Source organism: Microcoleus sp. LAD1_D5 (assembly GCF_036702115.1).
Lineage (GTDB): Bacteria > Cyanobacteriota > Cyanobacteriia > Cyanobacteriales > Microcoleaceae > Microcoleus.
The window spans coordinates 193,507-214,044 of the sequence record NZ_JAUBSA010000002.1 but is presented as its reverse complement, the minus strand read 5'-3'; the positions used below and the strand labels follow the sequence as shown (position 1 = coordinate 214,044).

General features: G+C 45.0%; 23 protein-coding genes. 10 read left to right on the top strand and 13 right to left on the bottom strand.

Translation table 11 applies throughout. The features are described from left to right. The first annotated feature begins 12 nt into the window (after positions 1 to 12). Positions 13 to 552, top strand: coding sequence for a cold shock domain-containing protein (locus tag QUA70_RS02010; RefSeq protein ID WP_333344917.1), 540 nt, complete (start codon positions 13 to 15; stop codon positions 550 to 552). 231 nt (positions 553 to 783) lie between these two features. Here the strand turns inward: QUA70_RS02010 and QUA70_RS02005 are convergent, their stop codons facing one another. The 3 genes from QUA70_RS02005 to QUA70_RS01995 all read right to left on the bottom strand — a co-directional run bounded on the left by QUA70_RS02005 (position 784) and on the right by QUA70_RS01995 (position 1,639). Beyond that, on the bottom strand, positions 784 to 978 hold the full coding sequence (locus tag QUA70_RS02005) for a hypothetical protein (RefSeq protein WP_190744088.1): 195 nt from the start codon (positions 976 to 978) through the stop codon (positions 784 to 786). 142 nt (positions 979 to 1,120) lie between these two features. Beyond that, positions 1,121 to 1,333, bottom strand: coding sequence for a helix-turn-helix domain-containing protein (locus QUA70_RS02000; RefSeq protein WP_006631308.1), 213 nt, complete (start codon positions 1,331 to 1,333; stop codon positions 1,121 to 1,123). Between the two features lie 87 nt (positions 1,334 to 1,420). After that, complete coding sequence (locus tag QUA70_RS01995; protein ID WP_293135490.1) at positions 1,421 to 1,639, bottom strand: helix-turn-helix domain-containing protein; 219 nt, start codon at positions 1,637 to 1,639, stop codon at positions 1,421 to 1,423. Positions 1,640 to 1,820: 181 nt separating this feature from the next. On the opposite strand from QUA70_RS01995, the gene QUA70_RS01990 reads away from it, so the two are divergent. The 4 genes from QUA70_RS01990 to QUA70_RS01975 all read left to right on the top strand — a co-directional run bounded on the left by QUA70_RS01990 (position 1,821) and on the right by QUA70_RS01975 (position 3,164). Then, on the top strand, positions 1,821 to 2,291 hold the full coding sequence (locus tag QUA70_RS01990) for a hypothetical protein (RefSeq protein WP_333344915.1): 471 nt from the start codon (positions 1,821 to 1,823) through the stop codon (positions 2,289 to 2,291). A gap of 98 nt (positions 2,292 to 2,389) precedes the next feature. Next, positions 2,390 to 2,614, top strand: coding sequence for a hypothetical protein (locus QUA70_RS01985; RefSeq protein WP_333344914.1), 225 nt, complete (start codon positions 2,390 to 2,392; stop codon positions 2,612 to 2,614). After that, positions 2,611 to 2,874, top strand: coding sequence for a type II toxin-antitoxin system RelE/ParE family toxin (locus QUA70_RS01980; protein WP_333344912.1), 264 nt, complete (start codon positions 2,611 to 2,613; stop codon positions 2,872 to 2,874). The genes QUA70_RS01985 and QUA70_RS01980 overlap by 4 nt, the downstream gene beginning before the upstream one ends. Positions 2,875 to 2,954: 80 nt before the next feature. Next, positions 2,955 to 3,164, top strand: a complete 210-nt coding sequence (locus QUA70_RS01975) for a type II toxin-antitoxin system HicB family antitoxin (RefSeq protein WP_333344910.1) — start codon at positions 2,955 to 2,957, stop codon at positions 3,162 to 3,164. Between the two features lie 5 nt (positions 3,165 to 3,169). On the opposite strand, the gene QUA70_RS01970 is transcribed toward QUA70_RS01975, so the two are convergent. The 8 genes from QUA70_RS01970 to QUA70_RS01935 form a co-directional block, all read right to left on the bottom strand. Further along, entirely contained in the window at positions 3,170 to 3,376 is a 207-nt protein-coding gene (locus QUA70_RS01970) for a hypothetical protein (RefSeq protein WP_333344909.1), read from the bottom strand. Positions 3,377 to 3,654: 278 nt separating this feature from the next. Continuing rightward, entirely contained in the window at positions 3,655 to 4,977 is a 1,323-nt protein-coding gene (locus QUA70_RS01965) for a CO2 hydration protein (RefSeq protein WP_333330963.1), read from the bottom strand. Positions 4,978 to 5,178: 201 nt separating this feature from the next. Beyond that, the gene (locus QUA70_RS01960) at positions 5,179 to 6,729 is read right to left on the bottom strand and encodes an NADH-quinone oxidoreductase subunit M (RefSeq protein WP_333344907.1); all 1,551 of its coding nucleotides are present in this window, start codon (positions 6,727 to 6,729) and stop codon (positions 5,179 to 5,181) included. Between the two features lie 112 nt (positions 6,730 to 6,841). Beyond that, the gene (locus QUA70_RS01955; RefSeq protein ID WP_333344906.1) at positions 6,842 to 7,561 is read right to left on the bottom strand and encodes a carbonic anhydrase; all 720 of its coding nucleotides are present in this window, start codon (positions 7,559 to 7,561) and stop codon (positions 6,842 to 6,844) included. A gap of 104 nt (positions 7,562 to 7,665) precedes the next feature. Then, positions 7,666 to 9,525, bottom strand: coding sequence for an NAD(P)H-quinone oxidoreductase subunit F (locus QUA70_RS01950; protein ID WP_333344904.1), 1,860 nt, complete (start codon positions 9,523 to 9,525; stop codon positions 7,666 to 7,668). 408 nt (positions 9,526 to 9,933) lie between these two features. Continuing rightward, entirely contained in the window at positions 9,934 to 10,917 is a 984-nt protein-coding gene (locus QUA70_RS01945; protein ID WP_333330950.1) for a glycosyltransferase, read from the bottom strand. A 340-nt stretch (positions 10,918 to 11,257) separates the two neighbouring features. Further along, positions 11,258 to 12,373 (bottom strand): phospho-N-acetylmuramoyl-pentapeptide-transferase, encoded by a 1,116-nt coding sequence (gene mraY / locus QUA70_RS01940; protein ID WP_333330947.1) that lies wholly within the window; start codon positions 12,371 to 12,373, stop codon positions 11,258 to 11,260. Between the two features lie 129 nt (positions 12,374 to 12,502). Next, positions 12,503 to 12,742, bottom strand: a complete 240-nt coding sequence (locus tag QUA70_RS01935) for a DUF3134 domain-containing protein (protein ID WP_006631296.1) — start codon at positions 12,740 to 12,742, stop codon at positions 12,503 to 12,505. A 412-nt stretch (positions 12,743 to 13,154) separates the two neighbouring features. Between QUA70_RS01935 and QUA70_RS01930 the strand changes: the two genes are divergently transcribed. Together QUA70_RS01930 and QUA70_RS01925 are read left to right on the top strand one after the other, a co-directional pair. Continuing rightward, the gene (locus QUA70_RS01930; RefSeq protein WP_333344902.1) at positions 13,155 to 14,831 is read left to right on the top strand and encodes a glycosyltransferase family 4 protein; all 1,677 of its coding nucleotides are present in this window, start codon (positions 13,155 to 13,157) and stop codon (positions 14,829 to 14,831) included. 185 nt (positions 14,832 to 15,016) lie between these two features. Then, on the top strand, positions 15,017 to 15,601 hold the full coding sequence (locus QUA70_RS01925) for a PAP/fibrillin family protein (RefSeq protein WP_333344900.1): 585 nt from the start codon (positions 15,017 to 15,019) through the stop codon (positions 15,599 to 15,601). Between the two features lie 339 nt (positions 15,602 to 15,940). Here the strand turns inward: QUA70_RS01925 and QUA70_RS01920 are convergent, their stop codons facing one another. Both QUA70_RS01920 and QUA70_RS01915 read right to left on the bottom strand, forming a co-directional pair. Further along, entirely contained in the window at positions 15,941 to 16,582 is a 642-nt protein-coding gene (locus QUA70_RS01920; protein WP_333344899.1) for an ImmA/IrrE family metallo-endopeptidase, read from the bottom strand. After that, positions 16,579 to 16,950 (bottom strand): helix-turn-helix transcriptional regulator, encoded by a 372-nt coding sequence (locus QUA70_RS01915; RefSeq protein WP_333344897.1) that lies wholly within the window; start codon positions 16,948 to 16,950, stop codon positions 16,579 to 16,581. Before QUA70_RS01915 ends, QUA70_RS01920 begins: the two co-directional genes overlap by 4 nt. A 146-nt stretch (positions 16,951 to 17,096) precedes the next feature. Between QUA70_RS01915 and QUA70_RS01910 the strand changes: the two genes are divergently transcribed. From QUA70_RS01910 to QUA70_RS01900, 3 genes are read left to right on the top strand one after another with little or no spacing between them, the layout of a single operon-like run. Beyond that, positions 17,097 to 17,318 carry a hypothetical protein gene (locus QUA70_RS01910; RefSeq protein ID WP_333344895.1) on the top strand — a complete coding sequence of 74 codons (222 nt, stop codon included), beginning with the start codon at positions 17,097 to 17,099 and terminating at the stop codon, positions 17,316 to 17,318. A 36-nt stretch (positions 17,319 to 17,354) separates the two neighbouring features. After that, positions 17,355 to 18,179: a PD-(D/E)XK nuclease family protein gene (locus QUA70_RS01905; protein ID WP_333344893.1), complete on the top strand. Its 825-nt coding sequence runs from the start codon at positions 17,355 to 17,357 to the stop codon at positions 18,177 to 18,179. After that, a complete protein-coding gene (locus tag QUA70_RS01900; RefSeq protein WP_333344891.1) occupies positions 18,176 to 20,476 on the top strand; it encodes a Piwi domain-containing protein in 2,301 nt (766 codons plus the stop codon). Before QUA70_RS01905 ends, QUA70_RS01900 begins: the two co-directional genes overlap by 4 nt. The last annotated feature ends 62 nt before the right edge of the window (positions 20,477 to 20,538 follow it).

Here is a 20,538-nt window from a genome sequence, read left to right as displayed (position 1 = left end):
AAGTGCGATTTTATGAAACCTGTTCTGAATAAAGGGCAACTGACAACATGGAAAGACGATCGGGGGTTTGGCTTCATTAAACCGGATGATGGCAGTAAAGAAGTTTTCTTGCATATCAGTGCGCTGAAGGAAGCAAGTCGCCGCCCAAAAGTTGGAGATAGGATTTTGTACGAGCAAGTTGCTGAAACAGACGGGAAAGTACGTGCAACTAGAGCATCAATTCAAGGTGTTGCACCTGGACATCAGCCAACAAAGCAGAAACCAAAGAAACGTGGTCTACTCGAAATAGTTGTTGGTATTGGGATTCTGGCTGTCATTGTGCTTTTTACAATGGAGTTCAGTCGTAGTCGTTCTCCTTCTCTAATTAGATCCATCACAAAACCAGGATGTACTATCAAAGGCAACATATCGATCGATACAGGCAATAAGGTTTATCACCTTCCAGGCATGGAAGATTACAAATCAACAGTTATCGATCCAGCTAGCGGTGAGAGATGGTTTTGCACAGAGTCAGAGGCGCTCGCAAATGGTTGGCGTAAAGCACCGAGGTAGCAACAGCACCCCAACAAGCGGGCTGCGCCAGAACGTATAGCCGAATGAAGAATCAATGCCAAAAGTTAAGAGAATAGGCGAGTTTAAAATCTGTTGTCTTACTTGATGATGAAATTAATGGCCATCGAGATAATCTGAATAAACCTCTTTCTCATGTTTGCTTCATTGTGAAATTCTTGCACAGTGATTAGCCGTAAAGCTGAAACTGTTGACCTGGTTTTCCTCAACCCCTCAAATCTCGCCATTAACCTGCATCTGATGCACCTTATCTGCCAACTCTTGCAAGCGCTTTTCGTCCAACTCGTCAATCGCCAGCATCCCGACATAGATGATTTCCTTCAGCGTTAGTCGGGTTGCTAGCGCCTTTTTCTGCACAAGTTCCTTAATTATGGGGCTGACTCCAATGGCGGTACTGGCTCTAGTCACAAAACTAACCGGAGATTAACAACTTTGACTAAATCTTAGCACCTTTAAGCTGAGCTTTTATCTGCGATGCAAAATGCTTAAGCGCGTCTTGACAAGACGAAACACAAGGGTTTATAGTGGAAACGTGGAAAGGTCGATCGACCTATTCCTCAATAATCTCCACCAAGTCCTCAATCATCACATCAAAGGCCCGCGCTAACTTGTACAGGGCGGTAAAGTCAACCATTGATATTTCTGAACGACGAGCATAGCTGGTTATGGTGCTATAGATCACGCCCGATCGCTCAGCCACCTCCTTGAATGTCCAGCCCCTCTCGGCCGCTAACTCTCGCACTTTTACTCTAACTAAACCCATACTTGACAAATAATGCAGTTGCGTTTTAAGATAATTGCATCTGAAAAAGCGATCGCCCCCGGTCTAGACAACTTAAGGTCGATCGGCCTATTCCTCCAAAATCTCCACCAAATCCTCAATCATTACGTCAAACGTGCGAGCCAACCTGTGCAAGTAGGCAAAATTAACGGTTGTCATGCCTTGACATTGGGCGTAGTTTCTGATGGTGCTGTAACCAACGCCCGATCGATCGGAAACTTCCTTAAGTGTCCAGCCGTTCTGGGCAGCAAACTCCCGAATCCGCAACCTCACTAAGCCTTTGCTCATACTGACTTGACAAATGACAATCTGCTGTCGTTTAATATTAGATATCTGAAAAAGCGATCGCCCCCCGGCCTGGAAAACTAAAGGGCGATCGCCTATTAAACCTAATCAGGACAGATAATCTCTGTCCTGCACATCTACACCAAAAAGATGTACACACCTACAATCAAGAGATGCGTCTATTATGATATCAGAAACTCCGGCAAAATCGCGGACGATCGCAGAATCCAGAATAATTCATAAATCTCCAATCCTGCATCCGCTGGCAAGATTCGTTACCGAAGAAACAGTCGCACTCCTGTTCAATATCGCAGCAGACGACATTTATCGCATCGAATGCTGTCGCTACATGGTGTACGTGCACGCCAAAGGTATCAGCCGTTTTGTCAGCTACGCCGATTTTCCCCCTATTTTAGAGGTAAAGCCGATCGCACTTCAAGATTTTGGCAGATGGTACAAACGCTGGAAAAGCAAGCTAGCACCAGCATTTTGGACGAAATTCTACACCCACAAGTTCAAAAAAGCTGTTTCAGTTGACAGCTTGCTGGAGTGGGGCCTGTTGGTAGCTACTGTTAAATCGGTCATTTCTGGGGCGGCGCTGCAACAGCTACGTGATGTCTATGCCCAAGAAAAACATTTGATGGAGAAATTTTAAAGTGCGATCGCCCCGACGAGCAATTTCGAGAATGGGTACAGGCACAATTAAAAATGTAAAACTAAATATAGAGAAAAGTTTGAAGGGCTGAGAATACCGTGAAAGTAGAGATCTCATTTCAATCACTGCTAGAAGCAATTGCGTCACTGGAAATTGCAGAAAAACAGAAGCTTTGGGAACTGTTGGAAGCTGAATTATTCCCGGATGACGAAGATTCTCCAGAAGATATTGCTGAAATTGAGGCCGCCCGTGCTGATTACAAAGCCGGTGAATACACCACGTTCCACCAATACACGACTCAACGGGCAAGAAAGTCAACATGACTTATACAATCATTATAACCAAAGCTGTGCAAAAGCAGCTAGATGCCTTGCCTGATGATGTTTACGAGCGTATTGCTGTCAAAGTCCAGCAACTTGCGGAAAACCCGCGTCCCGATGGAGTGGTTAAACTGAAAGGTTCTGAAAATGAATACCGTATTCGCATCGGTGATTATTGCGTTCGTTATGAAATTGAAGATCAAGAACTCAGGATTTTGCTGTTGCAATGCAAACATCGGAAGGAAGTTTACAGAGGAGGTTGACTCCTCACCCACTATCTCACCCATCCCAAGCAGTTGGCAATATTGTTAGCGGAACTCGACGAGTTAAAGGAGGAAGATTGATGAATCGATACAGTACGATCGTCCAATGGTCTGACGAGGATCAACTTTTCCTCGTGACGATTCCAGAGTTTGCCGAGCGCGTTGTCATGCCCTGTACCCACGGCAAAACCCGCGAAGAAGCCATCCGACATGGCGAAGAAGTGCTCGAAATGTATCTAGAAGCTTGGCAGGAAGAAGGTGAAACCATCCCCGCACCTAGCATTCTTTAAATCGCCTAGAACACCTCATCCTCGATTCCCAGCCACCATTCCCCCAGATTCATTAAATCTTTGTGAATGTCCGTAAGTTCTGTCATATACTCTTCAGCCGAAATATCCGATCGCCTTTCTTGCAATTTTTTCAGCCGCAGTTGCACCAACAGCCAAGGTTTGGAAATCCCGTCAGTTGCTTCGATATATTTGGCTAAATCTTTGCTGTCCATAGTTATTTGTTATTGGTTATTGGTTTAATCATTTCCGGTTGTATCGGAATGATTAAACCGCAGAGAACGCAGAGAACGCAGAGAAATCAGAGGAAAAGAAGAGAGAGTGATGAATAATTACGATGCCAACGGGCTTAATATTATAGGAATTTTGAAACGGCTTTAAAAAAATCTGATTTTTCCCAGTCGGTTTCAACCGACTTGAGCTTTGAGCCAGGGGTTTCAACCCCTGGCGGACTGGCGGACTGTTCAGCTAAGATGCCTCCCGCAAACATCCTTTACCTATAATCGGAAGTCTGAATATTCTTCAACTTCGCAGCATATTTCATGCCGTATTCCGGGCGACAGAAGCGATCGATTTGAGACTCAAAGAAAGCTCGATTTGCCTTCAAATGCTTTGGATTCGGGTCATCTAAAGGATACAAAAGAGCAGTCCGCAAAGCTTGAAACACCGCCGAAGTAACGCAGTACATCGATCGCTGAAATGTCACCCCAATTTGATTGAGGATATCATCTTCGCCGCGACAGCGCTGTTTGTAGAAATCCATCAAATAAGGCGGCAGGAAATGCAGCATATCTTGTGCTAGCAAAGTCGGCGGAATCCCCGCCGTACCTACCGGGAATTTGTCTGCATAAAGCACTCCGTAGTGGAAGTCTTTTTGGTCGTCAGGAACTTCCCTAGCTTGAGCGTTGTAAGATTTGGTTCCTCGGAATGGCGAAGTGCGGTAAAATACAGCTTCCACGTAAGGTAAGGCTGCTTCGTAAAGCCAAGTGAAACCCTTAGATTTGGGGATGATTTCGTAGGTTTCACCGTCGATTTGAACGTGGTGGTAAATCGGGCGACCGGCGATCGCAAATATGCCATTTACTAGGAAATCCATCGCCTGCGGGACTGTGGTAACTTTCCCTTCATCGTAAAGATCCGAAACCTCAAAAAACACCGGCGCCATGACTTCCCAAAATAAACCGAGATTGCTGTAATAAGACATTTGGCGGCACTGTTCTAAAAACATTTCGGGAAATGCTTTGTGAAGTGCCAGCATGAAGGGGTCTTTTTTGAAGTAAGCTTTAATTGCCCGATCGGCATTAGCCTTATATTCGTCACTGTCCAAATAAGGATCGAATTGATTGGTAGGCACGTATAAGCCCCGGTGCCAAAGCATTGACCTCATGCACTCTTCGGCAAATTCCATGTTAATGCGATCGTGCCACAAATGGTGAAACAGCCGCGGCTTTTTCCCAGTTTCTCCCTTTTCCATAAACTCCAAAAGTTCCGGGTGAACACTTCCTGTCCCGCGCCAAATCCGCAAATCTGCACCGTCGCCTGAATAGTGATTTTGCAAGTCTAAATACTCCTGTGGCAAGAAGTATTTAAAGAAGGGAAGCGGGTGTAAAAATACTCGTTCGGCGATGTAAAGTAAATCTCGCCAGTAAAAGTCCATGGGCACTGCGTAAGCTTTCCAAATAGCGATGATTTGCATCAGATTTTCCGGCGTATCTGGAATCATCGCGCCGCCCGCTTCTAGTCTGTGAATTACTTCGGCAAATTCGTGTTTTGAAGGAGGTAGTTTAGTTGCTGGTTTATTAGGGGTTTGTACCATTGTTTTTTCCTTTGATTGAGTGAAATTGAAGATTTATCTACTTCCCGGCTCTGCCTATTGGTGAGAACTTAACGTAAAACCGATAGTCCAGAAGTCCGGCCGGGGTTTCAACCCCTGCCTCAAAGCGAAAGTCCTCGCTATGAGGACTAGAAAACTCATTAGTCCTCATAGCGAGGACTTTCGCTATAAGCCCCGTGGAATTCATTCCCTGGCGGACTTCGTTTGTGTAGAAGCGATTTTTATCGCCGAATTCTCAACGAGATAACTAATAGCAACTTGGGCATTTCTGTCAGTCGGAAGAGTGGCAACTATCGCATTTGTAGTCGATTCGCTCCACTTCAGCAACCAAGCAGGTTGAATTCCCAAAACAAAAATGATACCGGCCAAAACCAGCGCCGGCATATTTTCGCCAAACGTAACTGGAGGATAGTAAGCCGTGGCGTTGTCCAACTTCCCAAAACAGGTGCGGTTGAGCAAAATCACAAAGTAAACTGCTGTTAAACCAGAGGCTAAAATGCAGAGTAAAGTTGGAATGGGAAAGATCGAGAAACTGCCTTGAAACACTAAGAATTCGGCAATAAAACCCACCAAACCGGGAATTCCGGCGCTTGCCATGCCGCCCAAAACTAAGAGGGAACTAGCAGTGGGTAAACCCCGCATCGGGTTCATCAAACCGTTGAGCACGTCCAAATCCCGCGTGCCAACTTTGGTTTCGATGATGCCTACCAAATAAAACAGCAAAGCTAAAATTAAGCCGTGGCTTACCATTTGCCCGACAGCACCGATTAATGCCAGCTTCGTACCCGCCGCGCAGGCAACGAGGATGTAGCCCATGTGGCCGATCGAACTATAGGCTACCATGCGCTTGATATCTTTTTGGGCGATCGCGCTCAAAGCCCCGTACATCACGCTCACAGTCCCGATAATCGCTAAAGCGGGAGCTATAATCGACCAAGTTTCGGGAAACATCTGCAAGCCGAACCGCACTAAACCGTAAGTTCCCAACTTCGCCAGAATCCCTCCCAGCAAAATTGCTGTTGCTGGCGAAGCTTCGACGTAAGCATCCGGCAGCCAAGTATGCAGCGGCACCAAGGGAATTTTAATTCCCAACCCAATTAGCAAAATTGTTAGCAGGATTAACTGCACATTTCTCGGCAATTCTTGAGTGGTAATCGCACTGTAATCGAAATTTAAAGAACCGCTCAACCAAGCCACACCCAAAAATGCTGCCAGCACTAAAAGTCCCGAAACTGCCGTGTAGATCAAAAACTTCATGGCAGCGTATTCCCGCTGCTTTCCGCCCCAAATCGCAATCAACAGGTAAAAAGGAATTAATTCTACTTCGTAAAACAGTACAAACAACAGCAAATTTTGAGACATCAAAGCTCCGGCAATACCAGCATTGATTAGCAAAATCAAAGCGTAGTAAAGCTGGGGGCGATCCATCTTTTCGCCAGTGCCGTAAATGACTAATAGCGTCAGCAAAGCACTTAAAACCAGTAGCGGCAAGGACAAACCGTCAATGCCCAAGTTGTAGCTCAAACCTAATTGTGGAATCCAAGGCAAATATTCTTGAAATTGCAGTCCCGAATTGGCTGGATCGAATTGAGTCAACAGCCAGATATTCAAAATGAAAATAGCTGCCGCAAAAGCCGAGGCTATTGAACGCAGACGCATCCCATTGATATTTCCGGGCAGGAACCCGACTACCGCAGCGCCCAACGCGGGCAACCAGAGCAAGGCACTAAGCATAATGTGTGAAGTGAAGAGTGAAGAGTGAACAATCTATTTTGCAGCCTCTTGTCTTTGATAATTTGAGAGTTTAAATGTTAAACTTTTTCCCAATTATCAATTCCCAATTGCATCACGACTCAGAAAGAATAGTGACTCTTCCCGTGTCTAAATCGTAATACCCACCAACAACTTTCAGTTTATTCTCCGCAATTAACTTAGAGATAACTGGAGAGGCTTTCAACTTGTTAGCTTGGAGCACAACATTGGCTTTTGAAGCATTTTCTAGCTTGTCGCCCGTTTGGTTTTTCGAGCTTTCTACAGCAGGCTTAATCGCGTCGAGCAAACTGCCAATCTGACCGGGAACTTGAGCTCCTTTAAGGGTTGCGTCTACCGCACCGCACCGTTTATGCCCGATTACCACAAGCACTTTTGCTCCCAATACCAGCGTGCCAAATTCCAGGCTGCCAATTTCTTCGGGAGTAGCAACATTTCCGGCCACGCGACAGACAAATAAATCTCCCAATCCTTGATCGAAGATAATTTCCGAAGGAAAGCGGGAATCTGCACAGCCGAGAATAGCAGCAAAGGGTTTTTGAGCTACGGCAACTTCGAGAAGGCGGGGTAAGTCTTGGTTTGGACTTTGGCGTTTTTTGTCAACAAACCGCTGGTTGCCGTCCATTAATTTTTGCAGAGCTGCCTCGGGAGTCGAGTCATTTTGAGCAATTACTGGTTCGGGTGCAGCCAAATCAGCGCCTGCTCGTGCTGCGAGTATTCCTGTACCAATGGCTCCGGCGACAAATTTCAGCGAATTGCGGCGGGAAAGATTGAATTGTCTGTGATTTTGGTTCATTGATTTTGCCTTGTTGTATCTAGTTTGAAATCTTTGTTCAAGACTTCATGTTTTTAAGATTTTAGATTAAAACTGTCACCTAAAATCTTCAAGCTTATATTTCTTTACCCGCCCACAATCAGCGACAGGCGAGCTAGCAAAGGCCAGCTTATGAGGAGTCCCAAAAGTGCTACTCCGAACAGAATTGTCAAGGCGTAAAACTGAGTTTGACCGTTAACGTTGTATTTGAGGCTTTGCCCGCCGAAAACTGTTGCAAAACCGATTAAGTTCACGAATCCGTCCACAATATTGCGATCGACCCAGGAGATGATTTGCGAAACCAAACCAACTGCAAATATCACTGTCACTCGGTAAAGTTGGGCGGTGTAAAAGTCGTAGGCAAAAAAGTCTTGCAGGGCTTGAGAACCAATTCGCACCGGTTTTTCCCATTTCTCGTTCAGGTAAACAAATGCTCCTGCACCGATGCCGATCGCCGTTGACAAAACTAGCAGTCCACTTGCGGTATAATTCAAACTTGCCCCAGGCAATAACTGCCACGTCGCCAGCAAGTGGGGAACGTGCAAAGTAAAGCCCATTAAAACAGTCATCGGCAAGATAAAAGGCCAGTGAACTTCTGGCGAACGTTCGGTCATTTGCTTTGGTTTGCCGCCAAAAACTAAACCGAAGACACGCACCAAGCCAAAAGCAGTGACGCCGTTTACAAACAGCACTATTCCTAACAAGAAAGGGTGAGTTTCCCAAAGCCCGGATGTGAAGTCTTCTAAAGCCCAGAAACAGCCGAAGGGCGGCAGTCCCACCAATCCAGCGCTACCGACAATAAACGATATGGCCGATATCGGCCGCTTTCCCCACAAACCGCCGAGAGCTCGGACATCCTGAGTGATGCTGTTCCAAACTACCGAACCGATGCTCATCACCAGCAAACCCATTGCCAAGGTGTAGGCAAATATCAATGTCAGGGCTGTTTGGGCTTGTCCGGTGCCGACGGCGATAAATACTAAGCCCATGTAAGAGCTGACTATATAAGAAAGCGTGCGCTTGATGTCAATTTGGGCGATCGCAATTAATGAAGCACCAACCGCCGTCGCAGCGCCTACAATAATAGTTGTCGTCATCCCCATCGGCGACAAAGCAATCACTGGCTGCAACTTAATCAAAATCCAAGCACCAGTTTCCACAACTACGGTGTTCCGCAAAATCGTCGCCGGCAGCGGGCCTTCCATCGCCTCATCCAGCCACAGGTGCAAGGGAAACTGAGCGCACTTACCCATCGGACCGGCAATCAAAGCTAAAGTCAGCAGTGTCGCTACAGTGGGGTCAAGCTTTGCAGTCTCTGCCCAAACAGCCAACTCGTCAAAATTCCAAGTTCCAGCCAGCGGCAGAATGGCGACTACTCCCATCAGCAGGAATAAATCGCCCACCCGCTTTGTTAAGAAAGCGTCGCGGGCTCCTGTCACCACCAAAGACTGATTGAACCACAGCCCGACTAGCAGGTAAGTGCCCAAAGTCAGAACTTCCAAAATCATGTAGCTGAAGAACAGGGAATTGCACAGTACCAACCCGCACATCCCCGCTTCAAACAGCCCCATCAGGGAAAAGAACCGAGCCCAGCCCCAGTCCATTTCCATGTAACCGAAAGCATAAATCTGCGCCAGCAAGTTCAGTCCGGTAATCAAAACTGTCGCGCCGACGGTGACAGCAGAGATTTCTACGGGAATGGTTAAGTCTAAACCTGCTACATTCAGCCAGGGAATGAACTGGTGTTTCGCCGGTTGGTTCCAGATAGCTGTCAGGGCGATGACGCCGTGGGCGAAAGCGAAGAAGGTTAATATGGCGTTTACGTAACCGGATGGTCTGGGCCCCGTGCGGCGGGTAACTGCCGGAAACCACAGCATTGACAGAACTCCGCCGATGAGTGGATAGCAAGGTATAAACCAAACGGTCTGGAGTAAGATTTGAGCCATTGGCATTACCTGTAAAGGTTACAAAAATTTAAAATTCTGAGAATTATTCCGATCGCGCTGACAACAGCAGTGGAAAGCCCGAAGGCAGAAGTAAAGAAAATTTTGGGGTTTGCCTCTGATTTCCTTGCCGTCGTCAAACCGAGCGCATCAGAATCGACTTATTAATTTTATATTAAGGATTACGTTAAATTTTCATATTTCTAATTCAGCATATCTATATGCACCAATAAACTGCACTTATAGGTATTTATAGGCGCGGATTGTAGACAAACGAATCTTTGTCGATCGCACATCTTGCACGATTTTGAGGAACAGGCAAGATGACTGTGCCACAACAGTTCAATTTTTTTGTGGGGAGTAGGGGTTGGGCCGGAGAGCCCGCCCTTGAAAGGCTTATGTTGTAAAATATTAAAACCGCTCAATGTCCCAAGCTGATTCGGGAAGTTTGGCTTGGCGCTGCCCGATCGCCCTTGCCCTAACATTCAAAAGACCGATCGGCGTATTGAACAAGTCTACCAGCTCGGCTCTGCCGATCGCACTTTTGGCAGCAGCAACCGGAAATTCTTTGAACAGCCATCTAGCCAGCCGATAAAAATATTCCTGTGCTGTCAATTCTCGCATCAAATCGACACCGTGGAGTTCGTGCAAGTATTTATTAGATTCGCCGTAGCGATACCATTGACTTTGCAACTGTTTTATTGTAGAACGGTGGCGATGTCGGACGATCGCATTTTCGGCAAAATACATTTTATAGGATGTTTCCCGCAAAATCCGCCAGCACAAGTCAGCATCGCCGCCACTGGTGAGGTAAGGGCGAAATAATCCTATTTGTTGTAAAACTAGCCTCCGTACAGCTAAGTTGGCGGTTTGACCGTAGGGACAAAAAGGGTGAGCGAGAGTATGTTTTTGAGATAAAGTATTTTGGCGATCGGCGTGTTGTTCTAAGATAGTTTTACCGGGCAATGCGAGTATTTCCCCAGCGCTAATTCCTATTTCTAAGTCAACGAATGGCTTAACTAAATTTTCCAGCCAGTCAGATTCCGGGCGACAGTCTGCATCGGTAAATGCAATGATTTCGCCTGTGGATGCGCGAATTCCTTGATTGCGGGCGGCGTAGGAACTTTGAATCTGATTTTCGGTGAGGTGGCGAATGGTTATTTGATTGAAATTGCTTCCTCCCCTTACCAAAGGGGGGACTGAGGGCGGGTTAGAGGCTGCTGTTTGGAGGATGGTTGAAGTGCGATCGCGACTGTTATTGTCTACTAAGAGATATTCTACACTGTCGATCGGATAAGTTTGCGATCGCAGGCACTCGATCAACTCCGGCAAATCCATCTCGCCGTTGTAAACAGGCACAATCACCGAAACCTCCGGTAAAAACGTTTTAGTCATTCACAAACAACCGTAAACGATAGCATAACTAATATTGAGTCAGATTAAACGAACCGCGAAGGCGCGAAGGACGCGAAGGAAGATAAATAAGCAAATGTAGTTCTTCCTTTGTCCTATAAGCGTCTTCGCGGTTCTTCAAATAGTTAAAAAGCGTTATTAAGTTCCATTGCATTAACTGGGGATATCAATTCTCGAAATTATAAGTTCCGAGCCTTAAACAGGCAAGATGCCTGTTCCACAAGAACTGAATCCAGTTGTGGAACAGGCATCTTGCCTGTTTCTTTGAAATAGTAGAAAATATCTCTTACATCCCCTGTGCAATTCGTCACCCCATCAGTTCTCAACTGTTGCTAGCCAACATCAAAATCATTAACACTAACACCCCGTTTGTTAAATAAAAAATGCCAACAACCTGAGTTTCCAACCAGCCGCACAACTCTAAATGATGGTGCAGTGGAGCCATTCTTAACAGACGCTTGCCGATTCCATCAGGCCCTTTTGTAGCTTTGTAATAACCTACTTGAGCAATTACTGACAGCGTTTCAATAAAGAAAATCCCGCTGATAATTAATAATATCCAAAGGCTATTTGTTAATAAAGCTACCGCACCCAACGCACCGCCCAAAGCTAAAGCACCTGTATCGCCCATAAACACCTTGGCTGGATTGCGGTTGTGAGCTAAGAAACCGAAACAACTGCCGCTGATGCAAGCGCAAAATATCATTAATTCTGGCGAAGTTGAGGCTACAGATGCGCCCAATCCCAAAAGTGCGATCGCGCCCAAACCGCCCATCAACCCGTCAACACCATCGGTAAGATTAGTAGCATTGCTTTCGGCAACTAGCACAAAACCCGCCAGTGGCCAGAACAGCAAACCTAAGGGCAATACCCAACCGAAAGGCAAAGCAACATTCGTAGAAATTGCAGGTTGATGAAACATCAGCCACAGACAAAATAGAGCAGCAAAACTTATTTGCAAAGCCAATTTCATCCGAGGTGAAATACCTTTGTTCGACTTACGTCGCAGAATTTGCCAGTCATCAATCCAGCCAATGAAACCGTAAGCTAAAGTTAAAGCCGATACGGCAACAACATCTGAGTTAAACTTAGACCAAAGTAAAGCGACTGCTACCCCTGCAGGTATAAAAAATATGCCTCCCATTGTCGGCGTTCCCGCTTTTTTCAAATGGGCTTGGGGGCCGTCTTCGCGAATTATTTGTCCTGCTTTTAGTTGCTGAAGTACGGGCACAACTGCATAGCCCAAAACCGATGCAACTACTGCACAAACAGCTAGCGGCATAAATAGGGATGCAGGCGTATTTAAAAGTCTACCCGCTACTACATCTAAACCGATCGCTACAATGCCGAGTCCCAAACCCAGCAGCAGGAATAAATTCTTGCCTGTAAGTTTGAAAGGCAGACTAAAAGGGATTTTCTCATCCACAAAGTTATCCATAACACTCCTCACCACACACTATTTGAGAATAAGCAATTGACAATGGGGGAATAGGGTGCGATACAGAAGATTGAGAAATCTATTAGTTTTTTTCCCTGTTTCCTGTTGATTCCTTCACCCTTGTCCCAGTTATTCTTCGCCTACACTCACATCCTCTTCTACTTCCTCTTCTAAATCATCGTAAGGACTGTCGTCAACTGCCATAAGTTCAGAAATTTCTTCTTCGTGCAGATAGTCGGGTTCTTGGACATCCCTTGCTAACAGGCGATTGTTAGATTCCAACCAGTCTAAAAGAGAAGATTGCTGCTTTAATGGAATTACATCCGCAGGTAAGTGGCGAGGAATTTGACGCAGAGATGGGTTGTACATGATTATCGGTTTTTAAAGACAAAGACGCGATCGAGTAGAGGTAACGTTTTGCCGACGGACTGCTGCTTTGATCAAGCACTTGCAAATCGGGCATTTAGCAAGGCTAAAGCATTATACCACAGGCACTGTTTGGTTCCGGATCGGATAAGATGGGAGACCCAAAAGGCGATCGCCCCCAAGCATGGGCCTCAGGATAACACTAAAATCCGCTCTTGCCAATCCTTCTTTAGCCCTAAGCATTGTAATCTGAGACGATCGTCTTTAAGATATCGCGGGACACGCCGCGATCATATTCTGCAAGCTTGCCTAACGCCAAGGGGTGGATTCAGAATAGTCTCCTGATTTTTCATCAAAGCCTTATCCCGAATGCTTTCTGGCTTCTTCAGTCAACTCTCAAGCAATAAATCTCAGAATGGATATAACGGCAGCGGTTTTATACAACAAAGAGGGTTACCACACCGGAGGGCAAAAACTTCTGGGGCGTCATTCAGCCGGAGAAGGGTTTCTCAAAAGCTTAGTCCAACACGGAACCGCTGACTCTCTATACTGTTGCGCCGATAGCGCAACAACCTTTAAGGAGTTTTGTTCGCACATCCAACCTTGGCTGCAAACACCTCGGAAAGTCCGCTGGATTCCGATGGAACGACCGGATTTGCTATCTCAACCGGGCACAATTTACCGACCCGATCCGGTTTTGTCGCAGATGGTTTGGGCGCGCAGATTTGTCGATCAGCGGGCCTACAGCGTTTGCGGCGTTACTCACACGATCGGTACAAAATACATCATGGGGGCGATCGGCGATTTGATAACCGCACCCATGCAGCCTTGGGACGCCCTGATCTGCACCTCTGCAGCCGTGAAAACAGCAGTAGAAGGAGTTATGAGGGAGTGGTCTGAATATTTAGCCCAGCGGAACGGCGGTAAACCGGAAATTTTGGTCAAATTCCCCGTTATTCCCCTAGGAGTGGATTGCAGGGCGTTTCCGCAGGGTGTGGAAGCAGTTAATAGTCGCCGCAAACTGCGACAAGAACTCGGCATTTCTCCGGAAGATATTATTGTGTTATTTGTCGGTCGATTGACTTTTTCTGCAAAAGCTCATCCGGTACCGATGTACATCGCCCTAGAACGGGCCGCACAACAGACAAAAGCCAAAATTCACTTAATTCAAGCCGGTTGGATAGAAGATCCGAGAGAAGAACCCGACTTTAAAAATAGCGCGCCAATATTTTGTCCCTCAGTGAATGCTATTTTTTTAGATGGGAGACAGCCGGAAATTAGAATAAATATTTGGTCGGCGGCCGACATTTTCATTTCGCTGTCCGACAACATTCAAGAATCCTTCGGACTAACACCAATAGAAGCTATGGCGAACGGACTGCCGGCCATAGTCTCGGATTGGAACGGATACAAAGAATCTGTACGCCACGAAATAGACGGCTTCCGCATTCCCACACTCATTCCGCCCCCGGAATCTTGTTTAGATTTAGCCCTAAATTATCTTGACGGCAGCTTAAATTGGCCGACTTACATGGGTCACACTTCCCTCGCCACAGCAGTTGACATTGATGCTTGCACCCTGGCGTTGTGCCAATTAATTGAAAACCCCGAATTGAGAAAGCGGATGGGGGAAAATGCCAGACAAAGGGCGAGGGAAATTTATGATTGGAAAGTAGTAATTGCTGCTTACGAACAATTGTGGCGGGAATTAGCAGAAATTCGCCTTGCGGCACCGGAGTCAGCACCTTTAAAACCTGGGAAGCCGCCTTATCCCCTAGGCGACGATCCGTTTCGGGTATTGGGTAATTATGCGACTAGAAGTTTAAGCAATGAGATGATGCTGAGTCTGGGTGCGATCGCCACACCAGAACTTTTAAAGCAGGTACAGACAATTTGGTTTACCAGTTTTGGTGACGATAGGAGAATATCTGTTAGCATTCAGAGGGAAATATTGGATACAATTAAGCAAGAAGGTACTGTCAGTGTGGGGGAAGTTATCAAACGCTACGTGAAAAACGAGCAAGAATTAGCATACCTATATCGGACTCTGCTTTATTTGGTGAAATTTGATATCTTAGTGATTAGTAATTAATCATTAGTTATTGGTGATTGGTTAAGCCCAGGCGCCTCGAAATTTTACAGTCTAGTTTGATAAAATTATTGTGGGCTGGGCGGCCCGCCCGCCCGAAAAATACAACGCAAAATGCCCGACAGCTTATTACAAATAACAAGTTCCCTCTTCCTTCTTCCCCCTTCGTTATTCCTTCTTAAAAAATCATGCTTAGAAAATCTGCACTATTAGAGATAATTGCTGGTAAGAATCGCGGTTTGCTAGCGACTCCAAGCGACAAACAAGCGATTTTAAGTGCGATCGCCCAATTGGAAGATTACAACCCCACAACACGCCCTGTCGAAGCTGGAGAGCTTTTAAATGGAGATTGGCGGTTATTATACACCACCAGCCGCGCCCTGCTGAATCTTGACGGTTTTCCCTTGGTGAAATTGGGTTCAATTTATCAATCTATCCGCATCAAAGAATCTAAAATTTACAACATTGCCGAACTTTACGGCTTGCCTTACTTAGAAGGAATTGTCAGCGTGGCTGCGACATTTGAGGCGACTTCGGAACAGCGAGTGCAGGTGAAGTTTGAGCGGTCAATTTTCGGTTTAAGCAGGTTGATTGGCTATGAATCTCCAGTCAAGTTTATCAATGAGATTGAGTCTGGTAAAAAGTTCGCTGCTGTAGATTTCGGGTTCGATAGTCGCGAACAGCAGGGATGGTTGGATATTACTTATTTAGATAAGGATTTGCGGATCGGGCGCGGGAATGAAGGAAGTGTCTTTGTGTTGACAAAAGAGTGATTTTGTGCTGTTGAGGTGCAGGGCGATCGCCACTTAACTTATACTAAATTTATCTTTCCTTCATCCGCGTTTATCCGCGTTCATCTGCGGTTACAAATCAAAAATATATCACTTGTGCAAACAATTTAACACTTACTAAAACCCTCAAATCCATAGCCGATAGAAGCTTCAGATACGATAAGCGTTAAAACTTAACGTTAAGAGCAGTTAGCAGAGTTACACTACAAAAACCTCAAGACAAATCCATGAACATTCGCACTTGGGAAAGAAAAGGGCGATCGCACTTTTGGATTTGGGATGAGAGAGGTAGGCGATCGCAATTCACTAAAACAAACTTTTCTACCCATTTGTTCGTGTATCACCAAGATAGATTTGCTTAGAACCCTTGCGAATGTAAATCCAGCGAAGGTCTTGCAGACGATTTATCAGATTGGATATTGTTACGCCAAGTTCATCTCGCATTGCATAAAGATGTTTCCAGTTGGTTAGATCGCGTCCTCTTCGTACTTCTTCTAGCTTAAAGCTGGGCATCAGCAAACAACTAGCAAAATACTGTGCTTGCCATTCTATCCCTTGCTGACTGCTAATACTGCGACATAAAAACGGCTCTACGGCGCTCTCAACACCACGCTTTTGCTCTTCTTCTAAACGATAAACCGCTTTTTGATCTATGTGAAGCTCCCAATGTCCTATTTCGTGAGCTATTGAAGATTCTTCAAAACCTTTAGGCAGTTCCAGACTCTTTTCGTTCATTATAATTTTACGTTCAGTAGGTAGAATCATGGCAGCAATCGCCCCTTTTTCATCAGGAGGTATGTAGCCACAATCCATATCCAATCCTAAAGCTTCAGCAACATGACCAGCATCAATAGGCCATTTTAGAGGACGCTTGCGCTTTTTATTGACGCGCGCAAGAACATCCATCGCACGAAGCTCAATTTCCTGTTTTGAAAATATTTGATACTGGTTGATTACTTTCAACTCTTCCTCTCCTCACCTTCTAATTGTGTGGTTTCGCGCAGTAATTGTTGTGCAAATTCTGGCTCATCCCGCATCCGGCGCAGCAACGCAGGCATTTGCCTGTACTTTTTGACCAGATCCTCAAAAACTTTGGCATCATCTGGTGTAATCCTACCTGCTAGGCGTTTGAGGTCATCTGTACGATCGGTCAAACCCAAATGACGTGCTAACGCCTCAATGACATCCTCACTGGGAGGATACCCAGCGTGGTCGTTTTCCAGTTTGGATAGGTAGGTATAATCCACACCGATCAACTTTGCCAGCTCGCGCTGGCTATATTCCTTGTCCTTACGGGCTTGACGAATCAGCTTGCCAAACGTCTCGCTCACGGCTGTAGTCCCTTATCATGGAAAAATTGTAATCTATCTTGACTTTATCTTCAACAGGGTCTAAAGTATATTTGTTGGCTAAATTGGTCAACATGAACAACATAAACACTATAATAGGTCAAGACAGGCCTTTGTGGAGCCACAGCATGAAAAAACAACCCTTCAATCCCGACCAACTGTGCTTCTCAATCGGCAGACCCCTGCCAGTTTTGCTTGAGGAAGTTCAACGGACAAGTCGGAATCAAAAGCTGAGGAAGGCCGCCAAACAAATGCTAGAAGGCTTGCGTACCTTTGAATTGGCGAACCAAACTGAGGTTTCCAAATCCGTCAAAGCAAAAACCGCCATCCACGAAATTTTAACCAAATGAACCAATAACAGCCCTCTAAAATAGAGGGCTAAACTCATGGACAAAATTTGGGCATTTGCCAGCTATAATCTTTGGTCACAGTTTGCTCCACCAGTAGGGCAAGAATACTTCCACTGCGATATGAAGCGAGGTTTTGCTAGGGCACGACAGCGAGAACCTGGAGTCGCAGCAGTTAAAGATTTAGACAACACACCTCAACGAATTGGAATACTTGCACAGCAAGGAGTTTATGAATTTCATCAAAACCCTAAACTATTCTCCCGCAAAGATGCTGTAGAGCTAGTTGCAGAAATTCTGCAATTAAGCCAAGAGTCAACTCCTGTTCAGGAACGAGTAATTCTCATCCTGACCAATTACCACCAGCAACCGATTCTTTTAGGCAAGAACATCATTAAACTGAACCGAGGTGATGAGGGATTTCCCCCACCAATTATTCTGAAGCAGGGGAGTTATCTGTTTAACTTCTTTGCGGCGATAGACTGCATTTTTGCCGAACCCGATGGAACCATACACATTTTAGATTTCAAAACAGGTAAATCTGAATTCGATCGGCGACAGGCATACCTTTACTTGCTAGCAGCCAGTTATCTCTACCGGTCTCAGCCAGCTATCGCCTCATTTTATAATTTGGAAACAGGCAAGCAGTCTGACCCACTCAGGGCAACGGCTGATACACTACAAGCTTTCAAAATAGAAATGTCGCTAATTGCTCAACGACATCAAAAAGATTTGAAGCGTTACCGCGACGATCCGGCTGAGTTCAACATAATTTTTCCACCTAATCCTGGTTCTAACTGTTCTTACTGTCCCTTTAACTCAATTTGTGAATTTTCTTCTGTAATATTAGAGGTTGCCGCATGACTGCTCATATTCATATTCCTCCACAAGTCTCTCCTTCACCAACATATTTGAGCGAGATTTTCCCGCTTATGATTTCACAGGGCAATTTAATCAGCTTTCGACTGACTCCAGAAGTCGATCGCAAAATTGGCAATCGATTTAGCTGGCGTTTTTGCCAAAAGTTTACTAATCAAGAATTTCCTCATCAGCTAGTTACTATCTGGGAAGACAAATATTTTTGGGTTTTAGGTCAACCTAATCAACCCATGCCCACCAAAGAAAAGTGGCGAGAGGCACTGGTAGAAATTGAAGAGGAGTTGAGAGAAGATATTGGCGATCGATCCTACTCTATCCAATGGGTACGGGAACCGCAGGTAACAGCTCCTATCCTTGCTCAATTAGCTGTGAGAATCTTGAAAAGAAGTTCAGAGTTCTCATCGGCTGATACTGTTTGGTCGGACAATCATGTGGAAGTCAAGCGTGAAGCTAATTTTTGGGCAGAAACTATTGACTTGCAAGATGGTGAATATCCGGCTTTAGTTTTAACACCTCACAGCTACTTCGTTTACCAAACTACATTGGATGAATTTTACGAAAATCATCCATATAGGAACAAAACGAAAGAACTTTTAATAGGTTTGAAAGTTAGAAATATTGAAAATAATAGTTTTGCTACCATTACTGCTATTGTAGGCCCGATTGGAGAAGGAGGACGCAGACAAGACCTCATCGATAAAGCAACAGGTGCACAGAGCAAACTAAAACTTCAAGAAGCACCAGACGATCAAGTTGTTGTTGCAGTCCAGTTTGGCAAAAATCCAACTGAGTATCACTATCCAATGTCTGCTTTGCGTCCCTGTGTCACAGAGGAAACCGCCGATCGCTTTGAGGTAAAATACGGAGACTTACTCAAGGAAACAAAAATTCCCTACCAACAGCGAAAAGATTGTTTGATCTCATATAAACAGAAAGCTGCAAATTCTCTCAAAGATTTTGGATTTGAGTTGAATGATAGTATTAATAGTCGCCAGTATCCAAATTTATTTTTGCCGGTAGCTTTTAAAATTGAGGAAACCAACCTTCTTTTTGGAAAAGACGTTATTGGCAAAAGACGTGAGGTATTGCAAGGACTTTCTAAGGGTGGTGTTTATCGCTGTCACGATGATTACATTAATCCACCAAGAGCTATTCGCATTTCAGTTTTAAAGGTAGGTGATTTTAAGGTAAAGACATATTTCCTTGATGAAGTTCAGAAACGGCTGATAAAGTATAACTTTGAAACCCTCAGTTTCAGAGACCCAACTACCAAGGAGATTGATGAGAGTAGAATTAAAGTAGTTTCGCTCCACGGCTTGAGTAAGGCTGAGGCTAAAGTTAGATTGGAACAAGCTATATATGAACTAATAGAGATTCCCTCAGATATTGTTTTGACTTTTTTACCTCAGAGTGATCGCAATACCGACAATAGCGAAGACGGCAGTTTTTATGCGTTTATTTCTTCGCAGTTACTCCGACACGGAAAAGCAAGCCAAGTTATTTACGAGGACACGTTGCAAGATACTAAAAATCACGGAAATATTCTCAATCAAGTCATTCCAGGCATTTTAGCAAAGTTAGGTAACTTGCCCTTTATTCTAGCTGAGCCTTTAAAGATTGCTGATTATTTCATCGGATTGGATATTTCCAGAACTCCCAAAAAGAAGGGAAGCGGAAGCTTGAATGTTTGTGCAAGTGTGCGTCTTTATGATCGGCAAGGAGAATTTATTCGCTATAGGCTAGAAGATGCTTTGACACAGGGTGAAGAAATCGATAAACGAACACTAGAGAGGTTTCTTCCGGCTCATGGCTTAACTGGAAAAACTGTACTAATTTACCGCGATGGACATTTTTGTGGTAATGAAGTCAAGTATTTACGTGAACGAGCAAAAGCAATTAGCTCTAATTTTATTTTGGTGGAATGTATCAAGTCTCAAGTTCCCCGACTTTACAACTTTGCTCAGTTAGCTTTAAAAGCACCCACAAAAGGCCTAGCACTTCGACTATCTGCATATGAAGTGATTTTGGTGACCACAGAAGTAAAGAATGAGAAGATGGGTCTGCCTTATCCATTACGTTTGAAGGTTATTCCTGATGCAGGACAGGAAGTATCGATTGAAAGTTTAGTAGAAACAACACTTAAACTTACTTTATTGCATCATGGAGCACTTAAAGAGCCACGTTTACCAGTTCCCTTATATGGTTCTGACCGCATCGCTTATCGGCGGTTACAAGGTATTTCTCCAGGTGCATTGGATGGGGATAAACAATTTTGGCTGTAAGCCAGATCGCCATTCTACCAACCACTCTAACAAAACCCTACCAAAAACCAACAACATCACAC